The organism is Paenibacillus sp. 10L310 (assembly GCF_056395745.1).
The window spans coordinates 223733-249774 of sequence record NZ_JBFTKC010000005.1 but is presented as its reverse complement, the minus strand read 5'-3'; the positions used below and the strand labels follow the sequence as shown (position 1 = coordinate 249774).

Sequence of the window (26042 nt, the reverse complement as noted above, 5' to 3'; positions counted from 1 at the left end):
TCTCCGAATGTGCTAAGGACATAGTATAGGGCATATATACTGTGTGCCTTGGCCTAAGGAGATGACCACTTTGAAGTATCTGAACAAGAGGACAGCCACCCTCAACAAATTAAGGCCCAGTCGTTCTACGTCGAAATGCAGAAAAAAACACTTGGGAAAACGAAAGAAATGCCATATTATCCGCAGGTCTTATCGGAGAAAACGCTGCGCACTGAAGCGTCCATTAAGATCACAGAAAATGGCCCGTGACAAAAAAGTCATGGCATTACCGAGAGGAGGAGGCAGCAACCCGGTCTGTTGTGAGCCGGGCCCCCTGCTCGCTCCGTTGAAACAACATGAATTGGAGACTGTGAGTCTCCCTGGAACGCAAGGTGTGGCAGGTGCCCAAGGCCCCGCAGGCCCTCACGGCGGGCCGGGTCAACAAGGGCTTCCCGGAGCGCAGGGTCCTGTTGGTCCTCACGGCGGGCTGGGTCAACCGGGAGTTCCGGGAGCGCAAGGCCCGGCAGGTCCTCAGGGTGAATCGGGTCAACGGGGAGTTCCCGGAGCGCAAGGCCCCGCAGGCCCTCAAGGTGAATCGGGTCAACCCGGAGTTCCCGGGGCGCAAGGTCCGGCTGGTCCTCAAGGTGAACCAGGTCAACCCGGAGTTCCCGGAGCGCAGGGTCCCGCAGGTCCTCAGGGTGAGCCAGGTCAACCGGGAACTCCCGGAGTCCAAGGACCAACGGGTCCCCCAGGTGAGCAAGGTCCGCCGGGCACCGTACCCGGAATTGAAATCATTCCTACGGCAAACCGTTACTTCTATTTTCCGGATACCGATCTGGATTTGTCGGCCTCGGTTATAATTCCTGCCACAGAATTCACAAATGACGATGGCGACAGCATAACCGTATTTGCCGGGGTTGGACTTACTAGTTTCAACAATCTTTATATAAACGGGATTGTACAACCAGGAAACTCATACAGTGTAAGTGCGGAGAGGTTGTTTTTTTCGTCACAAAACGGTGTGATCTTTGCAGGGACACCTATCACTATAGAGATAATTATAATAACAGCCAATATCATAAATGGTTAAAATTGGTTGTAGTTGCTGGTTCCTTTGCCTTCACTACTCCCAAACCTACCACATATACTATGTTAGGTAGGAGGTGAGAAACATGCCACTTGTGACACCATTTCAGAACAGTTTAAGATTTGTTGCAACCATTGGTGATGGGACCGGCACTGGGGCAACGTTTGCCATTGCTGCGACTGCTTTTACAAACGACGCTGGTGTAGCTGCAACCGCATTTCCAGGCACCTACAACTACTACAATCTTTATATTAATGGCCTTATGCAAACAGCAGATACCTCCTCGGCTACGACGACTACAATTACAATTCCCGGTGGAGATGCATTAAATGATGGGACTCCAATTGTCGTACAATTTGTAGTGTCTTAAAGAAGATCTAATCATGCTGTATCGTTATCTTGTGCGACTTCTATCTGTGATAGAAGTCGTTCTTTTTGTACAAGTTACCCAGTCGGTTCAACGGCATTCATCCATGCATTAATGTGCAAAAATAGTTACCCAAGGACGTTGCCCAACTACCGGATAACCTCTGAGGAAATGATCCTTCCGTTTGATTCCAATCTTCCTTCCCACTTGTTAAAATTTAGGTGCATAAACTAAGGCCAGGTTGGCGGGTGATAAGGAAATGCAGCGAATCGAGGTACATCCCGATCTATTAGAGGAAAAAGCCCGGTTGGTCCAACAGAAGAAACAGGAACGAATGGTCTGGGAACTGGAGAAATCGATCTATATGTTGCAGTCCGATTGGTCTGGTGTGACAGGAGAGCGATTCTTTTGGGATTTTATGCAGGTGAAAGAAGTGTTCCCAACTACACTCGGACTGTTGGACGAAATCCAGAAAGAGTTTACGTTTATAGCAATGAACTTCAGAACAACGGACGGCTCAGGTGAGGTTGCGCTGTACATTCCAGAAGAACTAAAGCGAAATTTCGCTGTAGGGCTGCTTGATAAATCAGTAGGAGAAACAATAACGGGAATGGGCCAGACGGCAGAAGCTCTCTTCGAGAACCCGTTCAGTATATTAAGCAGTGTGGCATATGCCATGACAGTGGGCAAAGTTGTTGACGTTGGGCGTGGTATTCAATTTGCATGGGATACCGCCTGGGGCACGGGAACGGCAAGGTCTGACATCGAGCGGTTTATGGATGAGCAGAAGAAACAGATTGATGAGAATGGAGCAGGGTATTACGGTGGGGCGATGACAGGACAGGCTTTGGCGTATGTTTTGTTTGGCAAAGCTTTTCGTTCGAAGGACGACATTGGGTCGGGTGGAAATAAGAAGGAGCCTCAAAAGGGAATTGACAGTCCCAGAGATCTAATAAAGCCAAGTGGATCACCTAATCCAGAAGCCTTACCAAGTGGAGCGAGAACAAAAATTCCAAATAATGCGGATAAGGCGACTAAACAGTCTTTAGAACTAGAAAATGATGCTGCTGATCAATTGGCGAGAAGTGGATATCGGATTGAACAGAACCCTAAAGTTTTAGATAGTGATGGAATTGATTCCAAAAGAGATCCCGATTTTAGAATTGAAGGGCGTATATTTGACTGTTATGCACCAACTGAGAATAAAGGTATTAGAGGTATTTGGAGTGAGGTTCAAGAAAAGGTTGTTATTAAACAACAAACCAAGAATGTGGTGATTAATTTAACAAAGTGGTCTGGAGATGATTCTGCGTTGCTTAAGCAATTTAAAGAATGGGAAATCCAAGGTTTAGAAGAAGTTATCGCAATCAAAAAGGACGGTAAGATCATATCGGTATTCCCTTAAAGTAGAGGAGACAAGTTTATGGAATATTCACTGAAGTTGAATGGAAAACAAGATCCTTTATGGTTGAAAAGATTAATTGAAAGTAAGAATTTTGAAGTGAATTATATGAACCGACAACACAATGCATTGTTCATTCATGAGTTTGATCTAAGCGGTGGTTTAAAAATTACTGTTTATGATAATAATTTTCCAGCTGATCATCCAGCAGCTTCTTATGAAACTATGTTTCAAGAAGAGGATTTTATTTATCAACAAACAATATCTTTTGAATTGGAGAATAATCAACAATATGAATTATGGTATAAAACGATGTACGAGATTTCTTTTTCTGTTATCGGATCACTCAAAGTAGATGGGGTATTCTATCACACATCTGGAGAAGAGATATTTTTCTTTAAAAAAGGAAAGTATACGTTCAACGGAACATATCTTGAATTACTCCAAACGCATTACGGAGAACTTCTCGAAAATATTGAGTATTCAGTTTTTATGAAATCTCTCAACTGAATTACAGATAAATAATGCATAAAAGCAATTCTACCAGACAAACGTAGAGGTTCATTTTTATGGAATGAGGATACTAGCAAGTACTACGAATATGAGATTAATTGCTGAATGTTGGGGTGAAACAGAATGTTATTGGAAAATGCAGTATCCAAATTAAATAGTATAAATTGGGGTTCAGTAGGTACTGGTGTCTCTGAGAAGGATACTAACCTCGGCTATGAATTTCTCAGAAGAATGGCTCAGTTTTATAAAGCGGAGCAGCTGAAGCCTATGCCACCTGCATTTACAAATGTGGCGAAACTGCTAGGAGATCAAGAAGAGGAATTAGATATTTCAGCTTATTGTAGTTCAGAGGCTGTTGCTTATTTGAATCAAAACTCATATGTGAAAAGAATATTTGAATACTATTTACAGTTGGCGAAGTACGCAGAGAATAACACGGGCATTAGTCAATATCTAGACATTTATGAACCGTTAATTAAACTTTTTGAAAGGGGCGGCTCTTTTACCATCAAACCACTCTCTCTAGAAATTATACAAGTCTCACATTTCCCACTAAACAATTGGTATGAAAAATTTGTGGAGAAAGATCCGATTGATATTAATAATTAATTGTATTCATACAAACAGCACTCCTACCAAATTATAGTAGAGGTTTGTATGTAATAGTAGGAGGAGATTAAATGGCAACTGACTGCTCCTTGAAATGTGAAGAAGTTGTGTTGACAAAAGAAACTCTGATTGAGAAATTAACTAAGATCAATATTATTTGTGATGAAGTAATACAATTAGACAAAGGATTAAAAATTGAGGAAACAGTAAATAAAGTTGGATTTTCAATTGCTTTAATTGATACTTCAGCTAGTCCATTTGGTTACGATTCAGAGTTTCTTGCCAATGATTTTAAATATAATCAGAGTTTAAATTTCCGAATAGATAATGACTGGGATAGTATAGAGGCAATTATCCGCATTCTTGTACTTGTCTTTGAAATAATCGATTCGACGGAAAGTAACCTTTTGTTTCTTCTTAATGATAATGAATGTGTTTATAGAATTGATGGGATTCTAAGAATTAATAACGAAGACGGTTTTTGGGATCGAGTAGAGTACAGAAGGTTTATTGAAACCAGAGAATATAAAGATATGTAGAAGATTTTTAGTGAGATCAATTCAACAGGATTCTACTCATCGAATAGAGGAGGATCAGTACATGGATTACGAATTATTTCTACGATCTAATTTAGATCTTAATTCTTTAGGGAAGCTGTTAGAAAGATATACCATTGAATTTGTTAACGGATCAGTTTCATTTAATAGTAACGATGAAGAAATAGTAATTGGATCTAATTTTTTCTCTTTGACTCTTGAAATTGAAGATATTTCTGACATAGCTTTTGTTAGAAATCATTACAACTTAGATGTTAATGTGTGTATTAGGGTTCAGTTATTTGATAATACATTTTATGAAGGACTTGAGCATTTATTTAAAATCATAGGAAACCTTATAGGAAATACTAGTGGAAATCTTTTATTCCTAGAAGATGGTTCTACTCAACTACTTAGAATGGAGAATGGTCTGTTGGCGGTTAATAATCAGTTGGATGAATATCAAACTAAATACCTAACTCCAAGCCTTCTTCTTTTACTTGACCGTCCTTATATTGAAAAGGAATTATCAAGTTAAAAAAAGCAGCAGGTAATGAAATAATGATACTACTCAAAGGCACTTCTACCAGGCAAACGTAGAGGTGCTTCTTACTATTAAAAACTTAGGAGAACAAATTGCTATGATATCAATGAAACGATTTGTAATGATTGGATGCTGCATTGGCCTAGCATTATTGCTTGTTCTAACCTATAGCTTTTATAAAGAAAAAAGAATGTATGAACAGTATCTAACGATGAATGTACGACAAGATATGGTTGATACGAAAAGTGCGATTATAGATAATGATATTTTATTCGACCAAATACTTAAGAATGAGAAAATAACAAACGAGATGGTGGAGGATGGAGAACAAGGCAGCCAGCTCTATTACAACTTTACAGATATGACGCAGATTATGGATAAGTATAACTTAATGAATCTAAGTTTCAGCGAAGAAGCCAACTGGCTGGTAAAACCCCCAGCTTTGCTCACAAACGATCTAGGTCTAGATGACATATTACCCCCTACACTTCAACGTATGCGAATGACGTTCGAGAGGCTGGATGTAACCAGTTATCCTGTAACACCTGAACTTAAAGCCAGGATCGAGGAGTATCAGCAGTTAAACCAGCGATGGCTGAACATTGTTGGGGATTTTGAATCCAAGGAGACTAACGAAAATGATTGGCCCCAAATCTTGAATGATCTGGAGCAAGAGACCCGAAATTATTTTCAAGAGAATAATGTAGATTTCGTTGGTGATGACGTTTGGAGAGACGCATTAAATCCAAGGTACGAATGAAGAAATATCTGCAGAGCTGACCGGATCGAACGGGTGGAAGTCAGTTAATCGTTTCATCAGCTTTATACGCCGGCAAAACAGTCATTTTGCCTAAATACAAAGTGCACTAACACGCAAAATATCTGGCTAGTGAATGTTTCCTGCCTACTGCATCTTTAACGAGGAAATGATCCTTCCGTTTGATTCCAATCCTCACTCTCACTTGTTAAAATTTAGGTACATAAACTATGGTCAGGTTGGCGGTGAAGATAGGATGCAACGTATTCAGGTACATCCCGATGTGTTGGACGAGAAAGCTCGATTGGTCCAGCAGAAGAAACAGGAACTGGAGCGAATGGTCTGGGAACTAGAGAAATCCATCTATATGTTGCAATCCGATTGGTCGGGTGTGACCGGAGAGCGTTTCTTCTGGGATTTTATGCAGGCAAAAGAAGTGTTCCCGACTACACTCGGGCTGTTGGACGAAATCCAGAAAGAGTTTACGTTTATCGCAAAGAACTTCAGAACAACGGATGGCTCAGGCGAGGTGGCATTGTACATCCCAGAGGAGCTGAAGCGCAATTTCGCTGTAGGGCTGCTTGATAAATCAGTAGGGGAAACAATAACGGGAATGGGCCAGACGGCAGAAGCTTTCTTCGATAAGCCGTTCAGTACATTAAGCAGTGTGGCATATGCCATGACAGTGGGCAAAGTTGTAGACGTTGGGCGAGGTATTCAGTTTGCATGGGATACCGCTTGGGGTACGGGAACGGCGAGGTCTGATATAGAGCAATTTGTGGATGAGCAGAAGAAACAGATTGATGAGAGTGGAGCAGGATATTACGGTGGAGCGATGACAGGTCAGGCTCTAGCATATGTATTGTTTGGCAAAGCATTTCGTTCGATGGATGATAAGCATACCGATCTGGGTGGGTCGGGTGGAGGAAAGCCGGGGCATGGGGAAGGAAATAAAAGGACGGGTAGAACTCATTATTTAGAATCTGTTAATAAGTTTGAGGATCAAATTCGAAATAAACCCTTGGAACACGGGCAATTTTTTGATAAGAATGGTAATTTAATAGGAGAAACGGTTGTTGGTACTGAAAAGTCTATAAATATAAGTAACCATAAAGATGTAGCTAAAGATACGGTATTTACTCATAACCATCCAACTAACGGGCCTTTCAGTCTTGAGGATATAGCCACTGCAATAGATTTTAATATGGCTGAGATAAGAGCTGTTTCTCCAAATGGTACTAATTTGAGTATGAAACGAGGGGCAGAAGGTTGGAAAGAAAATGCAGAAGACATAGGAATTATATTCGCTAATATTCAAAAAGAGCTAAGAAGTGATCTAAAAGCACAAGAATATTTCAAAACTGGTAATAAAGATGCAGTGTGGGATATGCTATTTGACAGAGTTGCCAAAAAAATAGGTGGGGAATATACAAAACATTAAAAGGTAGGTTAAACAATGAATAAAGAATTTCTTTACACTAAGCCCTATGTTCCCGGGATAATAGACGATACACCAGTGGATCTCGAATCGTGGTTTCTAGATGATTCAAGAGAGAGGATGGAAGAGAAATTAAGAAATATTTCTCTGAATGACCTAATCATTGAGTTAATTAATATATTTAAAGACGGAGATCCGAATTATCAAGTTCTCTTAGGGTTATTAGGAGAAAAAGTGGTTAAGGAGGATAGAGAAGACAAGATTGTTTATTGTCTAGGTGATATTTTGCGTGCTGACGACGATATAAAGAGAATCGAGATTGAAATTGATGATAAGGGTCTGAATATAAAGAAAATGAACATTTTTGTTATTCCAGCCGCGCTTTTGGTACTTCAAAAGGAGATAACTAGCCTTTGTGCTGATATTCAAACTCAAAAAACAAGCGATTATTTATCAATCTTTATTAAAGATAAGATGGTAACCGTATTTTCAAACTAAGAGAGAAGACTGTCATACTAACTTATAATCCTAAGTGATACAGTGAAAAGATGATATGAGTTGCGCACATCTATACACGATTTAAAGTCACATCATTAAGCACTTCTACCAGACCACAAGTAGAGGTGCTTTTTCTATGAAATCAAACAATTAATGAAATCTTCCACAGATTGGTCGATAATATAGAAGAAGCAACTTTCAGCTACATATACATAGAGAACTATCCACAACCTTCCTAACTCTCGCGAGGTACATTCATGAAACAAGGCATATATGAACAGCTTATCAACACAATCACCAAGCATGAGATTTCGGCGCTGGACCCGGATGTGTATAACATTGGCACCGAGAAGCTGGATGCAGAGGAAGCACGTAAACTGCTGTTCACGTATTTGGCGGCGGTGACCCGGTGAGCGCTCAAGATTGTATGGGAACAGACGGAAGATAAGCCAGCAGTGTTGGCGCAGATCCGAACGTGTAATGAGATTATTGCTACCCTGAAAGGCACACTGGGGGAAGAAGAGTACAACGAATTGCAACTGGATGAGCAGGGGGAAGTGTTGACCCATGTGTATTCCAAGCTGAACAGCATTCGTGCGGGAGTATAAGGAAGTGCAAGACTATACGTCTCCATTTGTTTTCTTGGGCGAAGCGGATTATGTAATTCATGAGGGGAACAAACCGATGTGCATTGTGTGGCGGTTGCGGGAAGAGATACCTACGAAGATGGTGGCGGTGGCGAATAAGTGTATTGTTTGACAGAGTACTATAAAGAAATCGGACATGTTAAGCAGGCTTTTGTTCTAATCATATTCAAACATGCGTAGGCCGCTTGGAAATAATACCTATAAATCTTAATTTTGTACCTTAAGAACCATAAGTGTGGTATATTTATCCTATAAATAGTCATTTATTGTAGATTAGTGCTTCCTTTTTTAACTTTATGTATGCGGGACCAAAGCATGGTCTATTACACAGTAAACAGCGTATGATGACAGACATGGTTCCTACAGGAGAACTATGTCTTTTTTTGTGGAGATTTATAAAAATGTGTTTGGAGGATGGGGCATGTCTACAAATACTCATTTCATTGATGTTCTTAAGCGCTGTAAGCAGTCTTCGAAGGAAGCTGTAGAGAATCTTGAGGGATTTAGTGAATTTAAAAAATATATGCATGTTCAAAGACCGGTGGAAAAGGAACTTGAAAACTATATTTTAGAAGCCAATCAAACAAATGAACCACAGTTAATATTGGTGTGTGGCGGAGTGGGCGATGGTAAATCACATATCTTATCTTACTTAAAAGATAAGTATGATTTTTTAGCCGATCCAGAACGATTTTATTTACATAATGATGCAACGGAGAGTTTCTCTCCTCGGAAAACTTCAATTGAAACGTTGGCCAAGGTACTAAAGCCGTTTTCAGATCAAGAGATTGGAACGGGTCCGATTATAACCATTGTTTTAGCCATTAATCTGGGCGCTCTGAATAACTTTATTGATGCAGAGGAAGGAAAGGAGTTCACTCGGCTTAGAGAATATGTACATGCAAAGAGAATTATGGAGTCTGTAATTACAGAGGAAGTGTCTCAGGATGATCACATTTTCAAATATGTGAATTTCAGTGATTATCACATGTATGAGCTAACGGAACATGGTCCTCGTTCCAGTTACATTAGAGGAATTTTACAAAGAATTACTCAGGATACAGAACAGAATCCGTTCTATGAGGCTTATCTAAGAGAGAAGGCTGAACATCCCGAGGTTGTTTTTAAAAATCCTATTATTCAAAATTATGAGTTATTACAATATGAGGATATTCAAGACAAAATTATTGATTTATTGATTCAAGCGATGGTAAAAGAAAAGCTTATTATTTCGACTCGGGCTCTGCTGGACTTTATATACAATATAATTGTTCCCTCCTCAATGGATAATGTAGATCATGAGAAGTTAATGGAATTAATCACACATCAGGATTTTCAATCTTATACGTCATGTCTACTTCCTTTTCAGCTATTTGATCGTGAAGATGCATCTGCTATACATCAAGCCATAAATCATATCAATCCAACACAATATCGTACTGAGTTACTTGATCAGCATTTGATAGATTTTAAATCTAGAAGAGACGGTGCATATTTGTTTAGCCTATATATTGACGTTAATAGGGCGCCGTATTTTGCAAAATCTCTTGTTCCACACTCCCCGTGGAAAGAAGAAGACAAAAAGAGTATTCCATTTAGAAATGAGTTAGTTAAGTTATTTGTATACTTATACTATTTAGTTCCAAAAGAAAAACACGACTCATTTAAAGATCAGGTCTATGATCAATACATGAATTACTTATTTCATTGGAATAGAAGATCTTGGAATATGCTATCCAAGCTCTATAGAGAAGACGTTCGTGATGCAATATATAAATGGAATGGTGAGGGACATGGCGGACTTATATATGTTCAAATTGGACAACCACAGACGCATTATTACGCTTTACAGAAGCTCGAAATCGAACCAGCGCTTGAACGAGTCGAATCTAGAGTAGAAGAGATATTAATGAAATTTCTTCCAATGTTAACGATTGCTTTCAGACCCAAAGGCGGAACTCCGGTCGAAATCGATATTGATTTCTCACTATATTCCTTGTTGATTCGAATCAAGAATGGTTATCGACCGAATAAGAAAGACAAGTTCCAATATATCAAGTTTGTTGAATTCATAGATCAGTTGAGTAGTAAAGGAAACGACAAAAATGAGCTTATTTTTGAAAGTAAAAAGTTCGGCAAGTCCCAGCGTTATAGACTAACTTACGATGAGTTATTCGACCAATATTCATATACGGAGATGTGAAAATATGGAGTATAAGTTGGATTTAGAAACCATTAAGGACAAGTTCAAATTTGATTCTTCCATTAGGCATAACCCCAAAATTCCTGTTGAACTCTTACCTTACAACACAAAATTTAAAGATATGCAATTCAACCTTAAGGAAGTTGTAGGCGAGTTTTTGCGTCTGGTTGGGCAAAAGAAAATGTCCTCAGAAGCGAACCCCGATCAACTAGTCGAAGATGTACTAAAATCCATTGAGTTCAAAGATATAAATCAAAAAAATGAATTCAAGCAGATGATTAAAACTTTATTCATTGACGAAAACAATCAACTATTTTTATTCCATCCTCAGACACTTTATTATATCAATACAGTTGAGAACGAGAACAGAAAGTTGGCCGAGTTTCTTTATGCGGTTTTATGGAATGAAAAAGCTGCATGGGAAATCAGTAAAGAAGAACATCAGACGGATGATTTGATGAGTTCGTTAATATTCAAAGCTTTACCAGAGTTGAAAAGTGAGGAGGCACAATCACGAAAGTTTGCTGTGTTATTACCAGAAATCTCTGAATTATTTGCTGTAGATTTTGAATGGCTTTCTACGAAACAGGATTTATTCACTCAACAATTTGAGAAACTTCTATCTTACTATTATTTTTTCTATATGACTCAAATGTCTCGTAGAAATGAAACTCTGTTTGCCAAATACGAGAAGAGCATAGTGCCCATTTATTTTACATTTGAAGAAGAAGAAAGACTATCGAAAACTAGAGTTAGTTACGAATACGGATGGAAAAACATTGAGCGATCGATTAATCGTATGTTTACTCATGTGAATTTTCTGAAAATGCTTAATATTTCAGTTGAAGGAGTAGGGAAGTTACTTTCCTATCAAGAGATCTCCGAAATACTTCGTTCAGGTACATATGAAGAAACTCTTGCGGTCGAAGAAGATGTAGATAAGTTGAGTGAACAATATCGTGAGGGACTATCCGATGTAAAGTGGAGTCAAATGAACTTAAATCCTGAAACTTATGACCTGCCTGTATTAAATAAATTATCTGCTTTATTTCAAATGATTGATTACCAGTTTAATAATTCATTTCGTTCCAAACCGTATAACGAATATAAGACGTGGTTTACTCATTTTTGTCAGAGAACATTCCTCAAATCTAGGGGGAGATCAGGTAAGATGTTAATTCTGGATACAGATTATTTATTATTCTTTACTAAAGTTATCATTAAAGATGAGCCTAAAATCAGATTGAAGAAACTATTTGAACAATTCGAAGTGAGAGGAATTATTTATGATAGAGATACTCAAGTTTCCATCATTGAGTATTTTGAAAAGTTGAATTTGCTAGAGAAAAAAAGTGATAGTGGGGATGCTATTTATGTCAAAGCATTTTTATAGTTATCTTGCTCATCTCGTAGATCGTTTTTTGAGCGAGGTCAATATTCAGGCAGGAGAAAAATATCATATTCAATTTGAACGTGAAGAACAAGTCGTAAATCTAGTAAATCAAATTAAGGACATTAATCGAGTTAGTCCGTTCTCAATGTCAACTGAGGATGGATTCTATCAATCGCACACTTTAAATTATGATCAGTCCAAGGTATTAATCGCATCAAATATTGAGGAGATCACGCCAGACTTTCTTACAACATTACGGAATAAAGTTGGCACACATGAAGATCCTTTTAAAGATTTGGCTATGCTTTTAATCCACAATTCAAACTTAGATAGTTTGGTTCAGGGAATGACTTCGTTTGCAAAAGAAGGTATGCCGTTTCATATTGATTCAATTGAAAAAGATTTGCAAGAAATGATGAAGCAATCGAATCTATCCTCAGAAGAGAAGCAAATTCTTAACTTCTCGATTGAGTCCATGAAAGCTCAACAGGGACTTCATGAGAGAGTAAACTTGTTTGACTACGAGAATATACTTACTGTGCTGAACAATGAAAAATTGAATAAGCATGAATATAGAAACTTTGGGATTTTTTATGATGCAGAGCTTTTCAATACTCCTAGAACTCTTAAGGAAATTAAAGAAAGATTAAAGGAAAACCATTCGTTATATAGTGACGTTGAAATAGCCCATCAATATGGTTCTGCTGAGGTCAGCCTGGAGCGGCATTTTGATGATCAGGGGATCAAGGTTTTATCCGAGTCTGAAACGTGGCAGGATGTTGATTTTGGTTTGGTAAGAAGATCGAATCAGAAAAAATTAGAAGGAAAAGGTTTGGAGTATGTAGAGGCTGGTAAGAAGTTGACCTTGGAAGGGTTAGAGTATTGGGAGAGAGCCGATGGCGAGACCAAGAGTAAGCAACGTAAACGAAACATTATCGTATTCAATCCTGATCAAAAAGAACATATCTCATTAGAGTTTACATTTAATGATTTTATCAAAAATCAGTATATCAATGAAACTAAAATTAAACAGCCAATACAGGTGGAACAAGCAGGTAAGAAGATCCGCGTACACTTAAAACATGAAGTTGGACAGACTACATTTTATGGTGTGAAATACAAGACAGAGGTGTCTCCAGCCTATGAATTTAGAATTACAGTGGTTGAGACACAGTCCAAGCTTCTTCAGACGATACAAACGTCTTATGCCATTACGTTATCAAAATCCAAGGGTTCGTATCTTTTAATTAATTCAGATGCGGAACATTGGTTTTTCAATAAGGATGCTTCAGAAATCACCAAAGTTAATTTAACAGAATCGCACAGCACATTTGACATTACTGAGGAACAGGAATTAGTTGTTTCTCGCAATGATGAAAATAATAGTGATGAAGAAATGATTTATTTTAACATCCAGCTTCCTCATACAAGTATTCCATTTGCTGTGCAAGATTTAGTTGAACGACCTGTTCCTATTGGTGGTTTTAGCGTGTGGAAGCTGAAACGTGAAAAGCAAGAGCACTTTACCTATCGCATAGAGAATGAAAAGATGAAGATCGTGCAAGGAACGAGGGAGACTTTTGCTCAAGGAGAATTCAAACGTAATTTAGAGAGGGAACGCAAACTCTTAGAAACCAATCATTTGTTTTTTCTCGAAGATAACTTAGGAGAGATTGTTCCGCAAGCTATTTCAGTTTCTGAACCGTTAAAAGAGGCATATTGCGATTTATTACGATACTTTAGAACTAACGATTTACTCCCAAGTTTAGCCTATTTCGATGAAGATTATACTGTGCTAGCCCGTAACTATATAGATGTGTATTTACAGGAGCTTGAACAATTACAAAACGGTCAGTCATTAAACCAGACCCAAAGAGATCTTGTTTTAGTTGGAACGATTCAGAAAAATCATATAAACCCAGAATGGCTATTTACACCATTACATCCTCTACATTTGGCTTACCAATTACAATTAAATCAATTGGTTGGTGACGAGTCAATCAATGATGAGCTGTTGCATTCCATGAGATCTACGAATCTATTACCGTATGTTAATTTCACTTCCAAACTGTATAAGGCAATTGAGATGAGTGATTCGTATGAGTGGGCTTCTTACATGGATCAAAGTTTACCAAGATTCGAGTCATCCAAAACCTTTGTGAATAAATTGGTTCAAGAAAAAATTGAAGAATTTACTGGTCATTTTGGATATCTTTTTGAATTAGATCGTCGAGCCCCGCTTAAAATTAATACGATTAATATGGGAGACTGTCAGGAAATCCTTCAAGGTCTTTTTGAATACTACAAGAAGCAACTTAAAGATAACTTGGAAAAAGGGAACCTACTCCCTATTGAAATTCACATCTATGCTGAAAAAGGAATCAACAATGTTTTTGAGGAGATGTCACAATATACAGATGCAGAAGAGATTGCCAAACAGTTCAATCTCAAACTGGAATTGGATGGATATCACGCAGAAGAATTGTTAAATGTTTTCCGAGACAAAGTGAAGTTTTATTCTAAAAATGTGGATACGGATCGTTACGAGTACAGTCATGTTACTTTCTATCAGATGAATAAAATCGAGCAGATTGCTACAAGCAATGCTTCGGAGATTATTACGGGAGTTTCATTATTCGGACTTGTTTCAGGTATTCCTTCTGTATTCATCAACGAAGATTACAAAACGGGATTCGGAACGAGATATTATCCGACACAAGAAGCTCCACTATTGAAAATGGTACCGAAATTAAATTCTTTACTGAGAGTTGCCCGAACTCTTGATAATTACCAAGAGGATATTAATATTGTTACTGCGATCTCTGCAGATCATAAACAGCAACTAGATCAAGTCTACGATTCAGCCCATTGGGTTACTTTTATTGAGCCAAAAGTAGACTTGAGTTTTTTCAAGAATAGTGATGCTAAAAAAGAGTTGCTAGTTATTCATTACAGTGATCAATATACATCCTCTAGTGGTTTTGATGCGATAACTGTTACCAGAAGATCTAAACAATATCAGCGTTTAATTAAAGAATTCCTTGGACATCAGAGGCTGTATGTAGACGATCATGTGTTGCCTCCAATTATCAATTTCTTTAATGCTATTAATGGCAATTGGCTACTTCGTCTTTTGGCTCAGAAGAACTATTTTCCAAAGGAAAAAATCAGTATTCTTTCTGCAGTTAAACTATCCCTTGCTGCATATGCACACAGCAATATTATATGGATTCCAATCTCAATGGAAGAAATTCTTAGAATTTCAGGTGGGACTGGCCTAAGACAATCCGAAGGTTTATTTTCTGCTAAAAAATTGGGTAGATTCGGTTCTTATAGTGATGATCTGTTATTGATTGGTGTCGAACCTTCTGACCAAGAGATGTTTGTTCACTTTTACCCCATTGAGGTCAAAATAGGATATAACGGTGCTAACGTGCAAGATAAAGCGATAAAACAAGTAAAAGAAACTAAGCAGCTATTAATGGAGTTCTTAACAGGGGATGAGAAAAATTTTCAAGCTGTACTATATCGTAATTTCTTTATTCAACTAGCGATTGCAAGTGCGGAGAAAATGAAGCTCTATTCAGTGTGGCCTGAACAATCATGGAGTCAAATTACGGACCATGATGTTCGCGAACGTCTTCTTAATGATAACTATACGATTGTAGATACGTTAGATCAGTATATTGGTCAAGGTTCAGTAATCTCATTTAAGAAGGATGTCGTATTTACCGATATCAAAATGAACGATAATGTGATGGTTTATGACTATCCTGAACAGAGTGGTTATGAATTTATACTCAAGAGTGTTGAAGAGATGAAGGAATATATACAGAGTAATCAAGGGGATTTGTCCCCTGAGCAATTGCTGAGTAATTTATATAATTCTTCTAAACGTTATGAAATAGCACAAGATAGTGAGGAATCGATATTACTTGTTGCTGAAAATAGTGAACATTATGGAGCCGGATTGGATGAAGTGGCAGCCACTGCGCTTAAATCGGATGAGAACTTAAGTGATTTAGAAACAAATAATATGGATTCTCAGAGATTTGTAGATTCTCAAGAAACGACCAAACCACTAGAAGTTTTATTCGGACATAATGCAACTTCGAATGAAGATGTTAAATGGTTCCCTACTTCAACGGATAAGATTATGCACACCAATACAGGAATCATTGGAACGATGGGAACGGGGAAAACACAATTCACGAAATCATTGATTACGCAGTTAAGTCGTAATAGCTATGATAACGTGAATCAAACTCCCATAGGTATTTTGATTTTTGATTATAAAGGTGATTATATCAAGCCTGATTTTACTGAAAAAACAAATGCTAAGGTATATAATCTATATCATTTGCCGTTTAATCCCTTATCTTTGTATATGGCAGAACCAATAAAACCTTTATTGCCCCTTCATACAAGTAACTCTCTTACAGACACAATTGTAAGGTCTTTCAACCTTGGACAAGTTCAAGCAATTACGTTGAAGGATTTAATGATGGAGGCATACGCCAATAAAGGCATTATAAAAGGGGATCCCATGACTTGGAATTTACCCGCCCCCACTATGAGTGATATATACGAACTTTATGCTGGCAAAGAAAATTCTAAAATTGATTCCCTGTATGCGGCACTGAAAGAGCTATATGAAACCGAAGTTTTTGAAACGGATTCCTCCAAAACTATCTCATTGTTCGACATGATTGATGGGATCACGGTAATTAATTTGTCTGGATACAGTGAGAGTATTCAAAACCTTGTAGTATCCATTACACTTGATGTCTTCTACAACCAAATGCAAATGTTTGGACATAGTGCAATTGATGGAGCTTATCGTGAAATTACGCGAATGATCTTAGTTGATGAGGCGGATAATTTCCTCAGTAAAGACTTTACTTCGATTAAAAAGATTCTGAAAGAAGGAAGAGAGTACGGTGTAGGCACAATCTTATCTACACAGTTCTTGAGCCATTTTTCAACATCAGATAACGACTATGCGAATTACATTTTGACCTGGATTGTGCATAATGTGTCCGAAATGTCTGCCAAGGAAATTCGAATGGTGTTTAGCACTCAGAGTAAGTTAGAAGAGGATAATATTATGAGCCGGATTAAATCGCTTCAAAAACATTACAGTATTGTGAAGGCTGGATCAGGGCAACCGGTTTGGATGCGGGATAAGGCATTTTGGGAATTGTAATAATACCATGGAGTTGTGCTACTTAAGCACAACTCCAAATAAGAACATGAAGAGAGGGAATTATATGGGAGTAAAGCTTGATGTTGTACCTTATAAATGGAATGATCATATGTGTTATATTGGTAAAGTAAGATATAGGGAACTGGAAAGTATAGTGGATATTCGATCAGATATCTCAATGAATAGAAAGATAGATGAGAGGAGAGTAGATAAAATAAAACAGTATATTTTAAATGATATACCAGCAACATTCTTTCCGCCCACTATACTTAATAGCAAAGCTGTAATTTCATATAAAGATCAAAATGTTTTGGAAGTTAAGCGGGGAAGTTTTACTGTTATTGATGGGCAACACAGAATAAAAGCAATCATTTCACTTATGAATGAAATAGGAAGTGAGCAAAAAGATTTACTGAATAGAATGGAACTTCCCATTTTTATTGTTGAGGGATTAGAGGATTATCAGCATAGAGATCTTTTTTATATGATTAATGAAACGCCAAAAAATGTAGAGAGCAATGTCTCGGAACGATTTGCTCCCAAATTGGAAAATCTGTTGGGATTAAAGTTTATCTCAAACAATAAAATATTTCTTAATTGCATAGAATGGAATGAAAAACAGTCAAGGGAGAAAATAGTATATTTACATATGACGGACTGTATTCGAGAATTAAATCTCATCTTATATCCTTTATTAAAAGATTGGTTTGATTGTGATAGGGATCTAATTTATCAAGAGGTAGGATACTATAAAATAATTGAAGAATATTGGCTTCGTTATTTCGAATTAATTAATTCTCTTGAGCCAGATGAGCAAGGTTTTTATAGGAAGAAAATCACTTTAAGAGCATTAATTGAAAACTTATCAATCAGGATAAGAGAGAGTCAAGATGAATTACAAGCAAGAGTAGAGGATAAAGAAATCCTCATGGACCAAATAAAGCGAATTATTACAAGTTCATTAAATGAAATGATTAACAGAATGCCAATTAGATATGCAGGAGTGGAGAATGTCCGGAAAGATGTATATAAATCATTAAGGAATTATCTTTATTTTAATAGCTTACTCCAACCATATTCTGAACAGATAAGAGATAGCCTTATCATCCAGCAGATTATGGAAAAAATCTTCGAAGCGTTTTATGATGAGAGAAAACTTTTAACTTTATCTACCATTGGACATGTAAACGACGAACAAATATTTGAGGAATATATCACAAAAATAATAACAAATAAAGAGGGTTTCATTGAATATAATATTAACGCAATTAAAGAAATAGCAGCTACTAAACAAACAATAATGGATGAGATTTTAAGATTGAGCAGAAAGGAAGAGTGACATGCCAAAGACTAAGAAGAGTTATTTAATGGGATATAAAGAATTTCAGACAAGTCTGGTTGTTTCGTGTAAACCAGGCTATAGTGAGAAGACTTTACACGATATATTTGAGACCGGAAATTTTAATGAAGAACTTCAAGTTCTACTTGATAAAGATAGTAATATAATATTTATTACAATGTATCCGAAAGATAACAAAGAAAAGAAGTTTGATACAAATAAAAAAAGATATTTAGAGAAAATAAAAGTTGTTTGTGATTACATTTCAATTATTTATGATAACCAAACTATTGATTATATGAGAAAAATTTCTGAAAGTGTATATGTATTAGAACGTGAGTTTCGTACCTTAATAGAAATTATTTTCTTAAAGGCAAAAGGAGCAACTTGGTATAAAGATTATTTCCACAATAAGGAAAATGAAAAGAATAGAACGATTAATCGAGATAATATTTTAGATCTAATTGATAATCCACTCGATAATTTAGATTTTGTCCATTTGAAAAATTTTGTGGAAGAAAGAATACGATTTTCTAGTTCTAGCATTTCCGACAGATTGAATATTATTGAAGATGTATTGACCTCAAATAATGCTATCGGTGGCACACGGGATGACATAGATACTATGTTAGATGAGTTGAATAAAATAAAAGAGCTAACATATTCTAAAAAAACAGAACTTAAAGTTTCCGAATTGTACAAACATATCACTTCAGATCTAGCAAAAGAGTGGGGAGAGCTTTACAATTTCAGGAATCCTTGGGCTCACAATCATTGCTTGATGACAAAGAGTGATCTTGTAAAGTATGAGGATCTAGCCTCTTCAGTGTTGAAGAAAATAAGAACTGAAATAACTTTATTGAGTTTATTGAATTCAGACAAAGAATTCGTGCTAGGAAATGATAAGTTGAAACTTTCCATAGCTCATTTTCCGAGTTTAGGAACTTCATTCTGTAGAATGAAGTTGGAGTTTAACAGTAGAGGAACTCAGCATATCTTGGAAGTTCATGAAGCTACATATGTGGAGTTTTTCGAAATTGTTGGTATATTATCGAAATTCTCCGAATTCAGCGATAGCCTCGATTTAGAACATCTTAAGATGAACCCTTTTATTTTAAATAAAATTAAGGAATATGGTAATAAACTTTTCTGTGATGAGGAGTTGTTGTCAAAGATAGATGATAATCTCATAGAACTAGAGAAGTTATTGAGTGAATATGATGAGAAATATGAACTAAAGAAGTTAGAAGGAGCAATGTTCACCATGAAAAATGACGTCGATCAACTTTTGAATAAAATTTTTAAACAAAACTGATAAAAGGTCACGAGTTAGAGAACCATGAACTAATCTCTAACTCGTGACGAGAGTTACTTAATCTCACTAAATAAGTCCAATTCAGCTTCGCCTATATCAGCACTCAACGTAATTCTTATTGTCTGACGAACTTCTTCCAATGTTTTCCCAGCGGCACTTAGGACGTGGCTTGGTTTACTCGAACTGCAAGCCGAACCGGAAGAAAGTGCGATGAAGCTAGATAATTTCTTCAGCAACAACTCATTGTTTACTCCGATAAATTGAAGGCTAATTAATCCTGGGATTTTGTCGTGATTGTCGCTATTAAAAGCAATCTTGTTACCTAGATTAGTCTTAAGTAAGTCAACAAGATAGTTTTCTAATTGAGTTAGACGCTTGACGTTTTCCTCTAGCTTCTGAGATGCTAACTCAGCAGCTTTTCCCAATCCAACAATATTGTGTACAGCCAAAGTTCCACTCCGATAGTTGTTTTCTTGTCCTCCTCCGTGAAGTAGGGGCGTTAAGCGAGTGAAAATCTCTTTAGATTGTTTCCGAATGATGGCGGCTCCGATTCCTTTGGGGCCGCCTATTTTGTGTGCTGACATAGAGAGGAATCGAATTCCACTATGCTTCCGCAAATTAACTGGTATTTTACCTATAACCTGAGTTGCATCAGTGTGGAAGAATAAATTATTAGCTGTAAACAATTTAGAAATTTCACCAATCGGATTCAATGACCCAATCTCATTATTTCCCCACATAAATGAAGTAAGAAGAGGCTGGAGTTGAGTAACTGTTTCTTTGACATTTTGAAGATCCACTCTTGCAAAAGTATCGACATCAAGTAACCTCGTTTTGTACCCGCGTTCACCCAAAAATTCTACTGTTTCCAGTACAGACGGATGCTCAGCAGAAGAAGTTAGCAAATAATTAGAAGAGCTGCCTTTATGACTGTAATAATCAGCTACACCTTTAATAATCATATTGTTACTTTCAGTAGCACCACTTGTAAAGACAACCTCGTCTGGGTCACATCCTAATAGTTGTGCAACTTGTTCTCGAGCGGTAGCCACAGCTTTCTTAGCATTCTCTGCAAGGGAATAAAATTTGCTGGAAGGATTACCGTATTCCTCTTGGAGATAAGGGAGCATTGCTTCCAAAACGTCAGGGTGTATCTTTGTTGTAGCGCTATTATCCAGATATAACATTGAGATCACTACTTTCGTTAAGATAACAAGTTACGAATAAATTTCTCATAATTGCCTGCCGTTTTATACTCTGAAGCTAACAATCGTATTCCACGTTCCAAGTGAGCGTTAAAATATGCAGGAAAAAACTCCTCATCTGTTAATTCACGACCTGCGGCCTGTGTAATCATTGCACGAAAGGCATAGTCATACTCTCCGGTAACGGTGCTACGGTTCAACACTAATCCGTCTGTAAAATCTTTTGTAATAGGCACAATCTGAGTAGTATTTCTAAGAGATAAAGCAACAGCGTAACGGATTAGAATATTAGGCGTGATTCCGGTGGAAGCATGGAGTTGCGTGAGAGTCTCTTTAGTATATTTTGATGTTTTTAAAGTAAAATTCATAACTACTGTACCGCCTCTCTAATGATATCAAAGTAGCGGTCTTTTACGATTACTGCGCTTTCTTGAGAAGCATCGTATTCTAAGGTGTAACAGCGTGTTGTAATTTCTTCAATCACAGGAAACTGTTCCGACGTTATTTCAGAATCAGTTGTAAACATAAGGACTTGTTCTCCGCAACGAGGGATAAAATGTTGAATAAGTGACTTTTTGTGATCCTGGTCAAGTCTACCCATTAAGGTATCGAACACAAAAGGTAATTTCCAACCTGATACTCTAAACATCGCTAGTATGACCGTTAACATAAGCATTTCTTTTTCGCCAGCAGATAGGCGCTCTTTTGAAATTTCTTGATTCATTAGGTTAAATAGCTTTAATTCAAAAGTGGTATGGTCTATATGAATTCGTTTTATGAAATCTTTTTTACGGAAAAGAACATCAATCATACGTACAGTTTCATTAGCTACATCATCAAGTTTTTTGCGCCACTGCCGTTCTCTAAAGCGCTGACTAACTGTCAACAATTTCTCAGTCATTTCATACGATTTTTCTGATTTATGGTATTCTCTAATTTTTTCTTCTACTTTATCTTTTTGAGAGAGTTTAGCGTGCAAGCTTTCAGAAAGATTTTGAATTTCAGACCCAAGTTGTTCTATTAAAATCTTGTTTTGTTCAACTTGTTTTGTTTTTTGCTCGATTCGTCCAAGAAGTTCTTTAAACTCACTGGCCTGATCATTCATTTCTAATTTAGTTCTTAGTTCCTGGGCTTCTTTTAACAACATAGCATTTTCATCAAATCGGTTAACATAATTAATGATGTTAAGTCCTTCAAGTTGTTTATTCAAATTATGAATTTCGCTACGTTGTTCAAACGATGCCCGATGTATTAATTCCGCTTGATCGGGTTTGATTAAATTCAATATACCTTCAAGTACAGCTTTTGCTTCGGAACTAGCAATTTCTTTGTTTCCTGAAATACTAGCACTAAGAAGCGCAGTCAGTTTATTTTGTTCGATTGTGTTCGCAACATATTCATATGACTCATATTGTTTCTCTGCGTTCAACTGATGATCAACTTGCTGGAGCTGTTTTCTTGCTATGAAAAAGGGGAGAAGGGACGAAACAAAATGACGAACATGTTCTGAATTTGTTTTTCGTTTGTTTTCAATCATATTGATCCGAGAAACGACGTCTTGCCTTTTTTCTTGAAGTAATCCGCCGTGAATTTCGAAATCTTTTTTATCCTGTTTAATTGTATCATTTAAGTTGTCGATCTCTTCTGAGTACAGAATTGAGAACTGTTGCTTTTCTTCAATTGTTGTTTTGAGTTGATCGATTTCAATCTCAAGTTTCTCAAATTGTGCAACTTCTTCTGCTGCACTGGCATTTTGCTGAGCATATTGTATTCGGTATGTGTTCAGATCCTTTTCCAAATTTACGAATAAATCCAGATTAAATAGAATCTTACCTGACTCTTTCAAGTACTCTGGAATTTTTTCTTCAGAAACAATACGCGAAATATCCTCACCATCAAAAAGGCAAAGTTCAAATAATTTTGGAGGCATTTCTTCACGTAATCGACTCTGGAAATCAGAAGTTTGTTGAGCAGATAAGAATTGATTATCACGTTTAACTGCAAAACTCTCACGAATACGATCATTTTTTATTCTCCAGCTTCTTACTAATGAATATTCATGTAATTCGAAATCCTCAGTGGAACTGTAATCAAGAGTAATCTGAAATGCGTCAGTCACATTCTCATTAATTGCTTTACGATTCAGTAATGTTCTAATTTTACGATAATAGGGTTCATTATCAGTAACAAAACCATATGCCATAGATCCAAATAAAACGATTCTTAAAGATTCTAGTATTGTCGTTTTACCAGCACCATTTTTTCCACCAAGTAGTATTACGTTACGGTTAGCCATTGTACGGAAATCAAATTTATTGAGCTCTCCATGGTAAGCACCTATATTTCGGAGAGCCAGTTTTTGAATGTGCATCGATTATTTATCCACCTTTATAAATGTAAGAAATCTTGTCTGAGTGTTTTATCAAATGCCTGGAATAGTCCTCTTCTTACTTTTACACCGGAGTATTCTTTCTCAACAGATATTAATTCTTTAAGAAGATTAAGGTTGACTCCTTCTTCTTGACAAAGAGATTCAAGATCGGTAACTTGGTCTTCTTTGAATACAGGACGATCATTTTGATGCCAATCGTAAACTATACCTGTTTCTTCTTCGACGATCAGAGGAAGTCGATCTTCCCACTGTAGATCGTCATGCCAATATTTCCGAATCGCCTTAAGCTCTTCAAATGTGATTAATTCAACGTTAGGGTCATGCATTTGGCGAATTTCTTCTTGAGTTTGTAATAATTTTCGAAGAATTTCTTCCCGAGCTTTCATTGTGAAAGGACCTACACCAAAACGTTTAGGAAGAGCATCTGGATTCTCATCATCAACGATTAAAATATCCAATTCCTCCACAGAAGCAAGGTTAATTTTATTTTCTTCAATATAATGCTTCATTTCAGATTTGTAGATTCTCGGATGACTCAAGTTATCAGGATCTATTCCGCCTAAATTTGTTGTCAGATAGACTTCGCCATTCATACGATGTTTTTGTCTTTTCGTACGGTCTTCACGTATTTGAACAAGGAAATTTCTAAAATCATATAATGGACGTAACCAATCTACACCGTTATTAATAAATCCGCTTAACGCCTTATCTTCATTAACAACTGTACATGTCCAACACCCAAAACGACTGTTTCCACAAGAACCTGCACTTTCTTTTATCTCTTTGTCTACCACGAGCGGGCATTCACTACTTGAATCTTGATAGAGCTGAAGCAGTTCATTATTATCATCACCCCATGGTGACTCATACTGCAATAAAAATTCCCATACATCATCAAGAGTGTAGGAGCGAATCGGAGCAAAAACAAATGCGTTTCGAAGTGTAGAGTGACGCATTAAATTTGAACCTTCTATAGTATGAGACTGCATTACTCCTGCTCTTGTAGAACTTTCGGAATCTCGAACTCCTAGTAACATAACCACTTCACCAAACTGATCTACTTTATCAAGAATGAAGCGGTTAGCAGGCTCGATTTTCAAACGATCCGTACACCATCTGAACTTTTGACGAGGAGTAGGATAACCTTTTCCAATAATAGAGGCCCAAAAGGTTTGCTCAACTTTTGGACGTACCTTGTGTGTTTCAATAGGCAAACCTACAGCGAGTGCTTTATTTTGTATGCGTCCAAGAGTTCGCGTGATTTTGTCTATAATTAAAGGAGTTTCTACTTGAGTATCTGATGAAATGACGTACACTTTTTTCTTCAGAAGAGAAGGTTCTAGCTCAGATAAGGCTTGAAAGACTAGTTGTACAACTGCCGTTGAGTCTTTTCCCCCACTGAAACCTACGACCCAAGGCTTCTCATCTGCTAAATAGACTTCTTTGACTAGTTCTTTGGCTTCAACGAACTTGCTTCCAGTATTAAATATATTAAACATCAGTAGATGTACCTTCTTTTATTTTATTTTCAATTTTCTGCTCGGCTTCTGTTAAGGGGAGCCCTAGTTTAAATTTTATGAGATTTGCAGTCAATTGAATGGTCTCATTTGTCTTGTTAATACGTCCGGTTTGTCCATAAGCACGGCCTAACCAATCCGCTTTATTATCGCGGCTCCAGTCGATTTTGGATAGTTCTTTTACGTACAATTCCCATTGATCTGCATGATAACGATAAAGATAGTGCCCGACTATACCAATAGCTTCGAGAAATACACCATGCGCTACAACCGAACCAATACGAAGATCTCTTGGCGAGGTTCGCTTATTGAGTACATCTTGCCATTCCAATATAGAAACACAAAGTAGAGCCCAGAACTCAGAAACAAATTTTTTCTCGGGTTCTGAGATTAACTCACCTTTGCGCTTACCTAACAGTTTACAGATCGTATTGAAAATGTGATTCAGAGCAAACAATTTAGGAGAGTTTTTGGACAACGACACTTTCTCACGATCCGTATATCGCTCCAATAAAGGAATTTCAATAATTAAACTTTTAGTGATCAAAGATAGTTGATCACGGTGATCGTATAGAATTCCGATTGAAGATGTGGTATTCACTGCATGACGATTCAAATCCGAAAACATTTGCTGAGAGCGCAGAAGTCCAAGGTCATGAAAGAATACTACGGATATCGTTTCGTCACCAAGTTCAGGCGAAATTTTGAGAGCTTCTTCAATAGCTGCACGTCTATGTTGACCGTCATTAATGAGAAATTGAGCATCTAAAGAAATATTTAAATAACCAAGATCCTTAAACTCTTCTGATTGTGGCTGAAAAATTAGCTCGCCGTTTACTGATGCAGTTAACGAAGAGAAAATATAATCTTTAGGATTCTCAAGAATATAGTTCGTAATATCCGGAATTCTTGATTTATTCATTAAACGTTGTGCACGGTGGTCGGCCGGAATTTCCTCTTCATCAAAAAGGAATATCCTGGGTATTAATTTTAATGGGCACATTACTGTATAAAAATCTCTTCCAGCTTGAATCCCGCGAATCGCTGGAAAACTATAACTGAAGTTCATAGGCATCCCCCTGTTTTACGTACGTA

General features: G+C 37.1%; 21 protein-coding genes and 1 pseudogene. 17 read left to right on the top strand and 5 right to left on the bottom strand.

Going from position 1 to position 26042, the window contains the following annotated elements:
- Window positions 1-259: 259 nt before the first annotated feature.
- The 17 genes and pseudogenes from AC1DE7_RS14860 (at window position 260) to AC1DE7_RS14780 (ending at window position 19833) form a co-directional block, all read left to right on the top strand.
- A complete protein-coding gene (locus AC1DE7_RS14860; RefSeq protein ID WP_477534691.1) occupies window positions 260-1069 on the top strand; it encodes a DUF4183 domain-containing protein in 810 nt (269 codons plus the stop codon).
- A gap of 82 nt (window positions 1070-1151) precedes the next feature.
- Window positions 1152-1436 carry a DUF4183 domain-containing protein gene (locus AC1DE7_RS14855; protein WP_036606220.1) on the top strand — a complete coding sequence of 95 codons (285 nt, stop codon included), beginning with the start codon at window positions 1152-1154 and terminating at the stop codon, window positions 1434-1436.
- Window positions 1437-1692: 256 nt separating this feature from the next.
- Entirely contained in the window at window positions 1693-2838 is a 1146-nt protein-coding gene (locus AC1DE7_RS14850) for a CdiA C-terminal domain-containing protein (protein ID WP_477534690.1), read from the top strand.
- Between the two features lie 18 nt (window positions 2839-2856).
- Window positions 2857-3345, top strand: a complete 489-nt coding sequence (locus tag AC1DE7_RS14845) for a hypothetical protein (RefSeq protein ID WP_477534689.1) — start codon at window positions 2857-2859, stop codon at window positions 3343-3345.
- A 126-nt stretch (window positions 3346-3471) separates the two neighbouring features.
- A complete protein-coding gene (locus AC1DE7_RS14840) occupies window positions 3472-3957 on the top strand; it encodes a hypothetical protein (protein ID WP_477534688.1) in 486 nt (161 codons plus the stop codon).
- A gap of 71 nt (window positions 3958-4028) precedes the next feature.
- Window positions 4029-4496, top strand: coding sequence for a SitI3 family protein (locus AC1DE7_RS14835; RefSeq protein ID WP_282319287.1), 468 nt, complete (start codon window positions 4029-4031; stop codon window positions 4494-4496).
- Window positions 4497-4557: 61 nt separating this feature from the next.
- Window positions 4558-5031: a hypothetical protein gene (locus AC1DE7_RS14830; RefSeq protein ID WP_477534687.1), complete on the top strand. Its 474-nt coding sequence runs from the start codon at window positions 4558-4560 to the stop codon at window positions 5029-5031.
- A gap of 103 nt (window positions 5032-5134) precedes the next feature.
- Window positions 5135-5797, top strand: a complete 663-nt coding sequence (locus tag AC1DE7_RS14825; RefSeq protein ID WP_127547383.1) for a hypothetical protein — start codon at window positions 5135-5137, stop codon at window positions 5795-5797.
- A 253-nt stretch (window positions 5798-6050) separates the two neighbouring features.
- Complete coding sequence (locus AC1DE7_RS14820; protein WP_218034857.1) at window positions 6051-7235, top strand: WXG100 family type VII secretion target; 1185 nt, start codon at window positions 6051-6053, stop codon at window positions 7233-7235.
- Window positions 7236-7250: 15 nt separating this feature from the next.
- Window positions 7251-7730 carry a hypothetical protein gene (locus AC1DE7_RS14815; RefSeq protein ID WP_127547379.1) on the top strand — a complete coding sequence of 160 codons (480 nt, stop codon included), beginning with the start codon at window positions 7251-7253 and terminating at the stop codon, window positions 7728-7730.
- Window positions 7731-7987: 257 nt separating this feature from the next.
- Window positions 7988-8329, top strand: a pseudogene (locus tag AC1DE7_RS14810) (NgoFVII family restriction endonuclease); the annotation flags it as partial.
- Between the two features lie 13 nt (window positions 8330-8342).
- On the top strand, window positions 8343-8489 hold the full coding sequence (locus tag AC1DE7_RS14805) for a hypothetical protein (protein ID WP_164783228.1): 147 nt from the start codon (window positions 8343-8345) through the stop codon (window positions 8487-8489).
- A gap of 309 nt (window positions 8490-8798) precedes the next feature.
- Window positions 8799-10580 carry a DNA phosphorothioation-dependent restriction protein DptF gene (gene dptF / locus AC1DE7_RS14800; protein ID WP_164783227.1) on the top strand — a complete coding sequence of 594 codons (1782 nt, stop codon included), beginning with the start codon at window positions 8799-8801 and terminating at the stop codon, window positions 10578-10580.
- 4 nt (window positions 10581-10584) lie between these two features.
- Window positions 10585-11973, top strand: coding sequence for a DNA phosphorothioation-dependent restriction protein DptG (gene dptG / locus AC1DE7_RS14795; protein WP_477534686.1), 1389 nt, complete (start codon window positions 10585-10587; stop codon window positions 11971-11973).
- The gene (dptH, locus tag AC1DE7_RS14790) at window positions 11954-17179 is read left to right on the top strand and encodes a DNA phosphorothioation-dependent restriction protein DptH (RefSeq protein ID WP_477534685.1); all 5226 of its coding nucleotides are present in this window, start codon (window positions 11954-11956) and stop codon (window positions 17177-17179) included. Before dptG ends, dptH begins: the two co-directional genes overlap by 20 nt.
- 64 nt (window positions 17180-17243) lie before the next feature.
- On the top strand, window positions 17244-18518 hold the full coding sequence (locus AC1DE7_RS14785; RefSeq protein WP_477534684.1) for a DNA sulfur modification protein DndB: 1275 nt from the start codon (window positions 17244-17246) through the stop codon (window positions 18516-18518).
- Between the two features lies 1 nt (window position 18519).
- Window positions 18520-19833: a hypothetical protein gene (locus AC1DE7_RS14780; protein ID WP_341343830.1), complete on the top strand. Its 1314-nt coding sequence runs from the start codon at window positions 18520-18522 to the stop codon at window positions 19831-19833.
- A 53-nt stretch (window positions 19834-19886) separates the two neighbouring features.
- Here the strand turns inward: AC1DE7_RS14780 and AC1DE7_RS14775 are convergent, their stop codons facing one another.
- Genes AC1DE7_RS14775 through dndB form a run of 5 tightly spaced genes read right to left on the bottom strand, consistent with a single transcriptional unit; the run spans window position 19887 to window position 26016 of the window.
- Entirely contained in the window at window positions 19887-21020 is a 1134-nt protein-coding gene (locus tag AC1DE7_RS14775; protein ID WP_477534748.1) for a cysteine desulfurase family protein, read from the bottom strand.
- A gap of 17 nt (window positions 21021-21037) precedes the next feature.
- A complete protein-coding gene (gene dndE / locus AC1DE7_RS14770; protein WP_127547363.1) occupies window positions 21038-21406 on the bottom strand; it encodes a DNA sulfur modification protein DndE in 369 nt (122 codons plus the stop codon).
- A 2-nt stretch (window positions 21407-21408) separates the two neighbouring features.
- A complete protein-coding gene (gene dndD / locus AC1DE7_RS14765) occupies window positions 21409-23409 on the bottom strand; it encodes a DNA sulfur modification protein DndD (RefSeq protein WP_477534683.1) in 2001 nt (666 codons plus the stop codon).
- 17 nt (window positions 23410-23426) lie between these two features.
- Complete coding sequence (dndC, locus tag AC1DE7_RS14760; protein WP_477534682.1) at window positions 23427-24929, bottom strand: DNA phosphorothioation system sulfurtransferase DndC; 1503 nt, start codon at window positions 24927-24929, stop codon at window positions 23427-23429.
- Window positions 24922-26016, bottom strand: coding sequence for a DNA sulfur modification protein DndB (dndB, locus tag AC1DE7_RS14755; protein ID WP_477534681.1), 1095 nt, complete (start codon window positions 26014-26016; stop codon window positions 24922-24924). The genes dndC and dndB overlap by 8 nt, the downstream gene beginning before the upstream one ends.
- Window positions 26017-26042 lie beyond the last annotated feature (26 nt).

Bases quoted from the DNA above. Each gene is read 5' to 3' on its own strand.
- AC1DE7_RS14820 (WP_218034857.1), top strand. From the start codon at position 6,051: ATGCAACGTATTCAGGTACATCCCGATGTGTTGGACGAGAAAGCTCGA.
- AC1DE7_RS14860 (WP_477534691.1), top strand. From the start codon at position 260: ATGGCATTACCGAGAGGAGGAGGCAGCAACCCGGTCTGTTGTGAGCCG.
- dndD (WP_477534683.1), bottom strand. From the start codon at position 23,409: ATGCACATTCAAAAACTGGCTCTCCGAAATATAGGTGCTTACCATGGA.
- AC1DE7_RS14850 (WP_477534690.1), top strand. From the start codon at position 1,693: ATGCAGCGAATCGAGGTACATCCCGATCTATTAGAGGAAAAAGCCCGG.
- AC1DE7_RS14815 (WP_127547379.1), top strand. From the start codon at position 7,251: ATGAATAAAGAATTTCTTTACACTAAGCCCTATGTTCCCGGGATAATA.
- AC1DE7_RS14835 (WP_282319287.1), top strand. From the start codon at position 4,029: ATGGCAACTGACTGCTCCTTGAAATGTGAAGAAGTTGTGTTGACAAAA.
- AC1DE7_RS14785 (WP_477534684.1), top strand. From the start codon at position 17,244: ATGGGAGTAAAGCTTGATGTTGTACCTTATAAATGGAATGATCATATG.
- AC1DE7_RS14845 (WP_477534689.1), top strand. From the start codon at position 2,857: ATGGAATATTCACTGAAGTTGAATGGAAAACAAGATCCTTTATGGTTG.
- dptH (WP_477534685.1), top strand. From the start codon at position 11,954: ATGTCAAAGCATTTTTATAGTTATCTTGCTCATCTCGTAGATCGTTTT.
- AC1DE7_RS14780 (WP_341343830.1), top strand. From the start codon at position 18,520: ATGCCAAAGACTAAGAAGAGTTATTTAATGGGATATAAAGAATTTCAG.
- dndE (WP_127547363.1), bottom strand. From the start codon at position 21,406: ATGAATTTTACTTTAAAAACATCAAAATATACTAAAGAGACTCTCACG.
- AC1DE7_RS14775 (WP_477534748.1), bottom strand. From the start codon at position 21,020: ATGTTATATCTGGATAATAGCGCTACAACAAAGATACACCCTGACGTT.
- dndC (WP_477534682.1), bottom strand. From the start codon at position 24,929: ATGTTTAATATATTTAATACTGGAAGCAAGTTCGTTGAAGCCAAAGAA.
- AC1DE7_RS14830 (WP_477534687.1), top strand. From the start codon at position 4,558: ATGGATTACGAATTATTTCTACGATCTAATTTAGATCTTAATTCTTTA.
- AC1DE7_RS14855 (WP_036606220.1), top strand. From the start codon at position 1,152: ATGCCACTTGTGACACCATTTCAGAACAGTTTAAGATTTGTTGCAACC.
- dptG (WP_477534686.1), top strand. From the start codon at position 10,585: ATGGAGTATAAGTTGGATTTAGAAACCATTAAGGACAAGTTCAAATTT.
- dndB (WP_477534681.1), bottom strand. From the start codon at position 26,016: ATGAACTTCAGTTATAGTTTTCCAGCGATTCGCGGGATTCAAGCTGGA.
- AC1DE7_RS14825 (WP_127547383.1), top strand. From the start codon at position 5,135: ATGATATCAATGAAACGATTTGTAATGATTGGATGCTGCATTGGCCTA.
- dptF (WP_164783227.1), top strand. From the start codon at position 8,799: ATGTCTACAAATACTCATTTCATTGATGTTCTTAAGCGCTGTAAGCAG.
- AC1DE7_RS14840 (WP_477534688.1), top strand. From the start codon at position 3,472: ATGTTATTGGAAAATGCAGTATCCAAATTAAATAGTATAAATTGGGGT.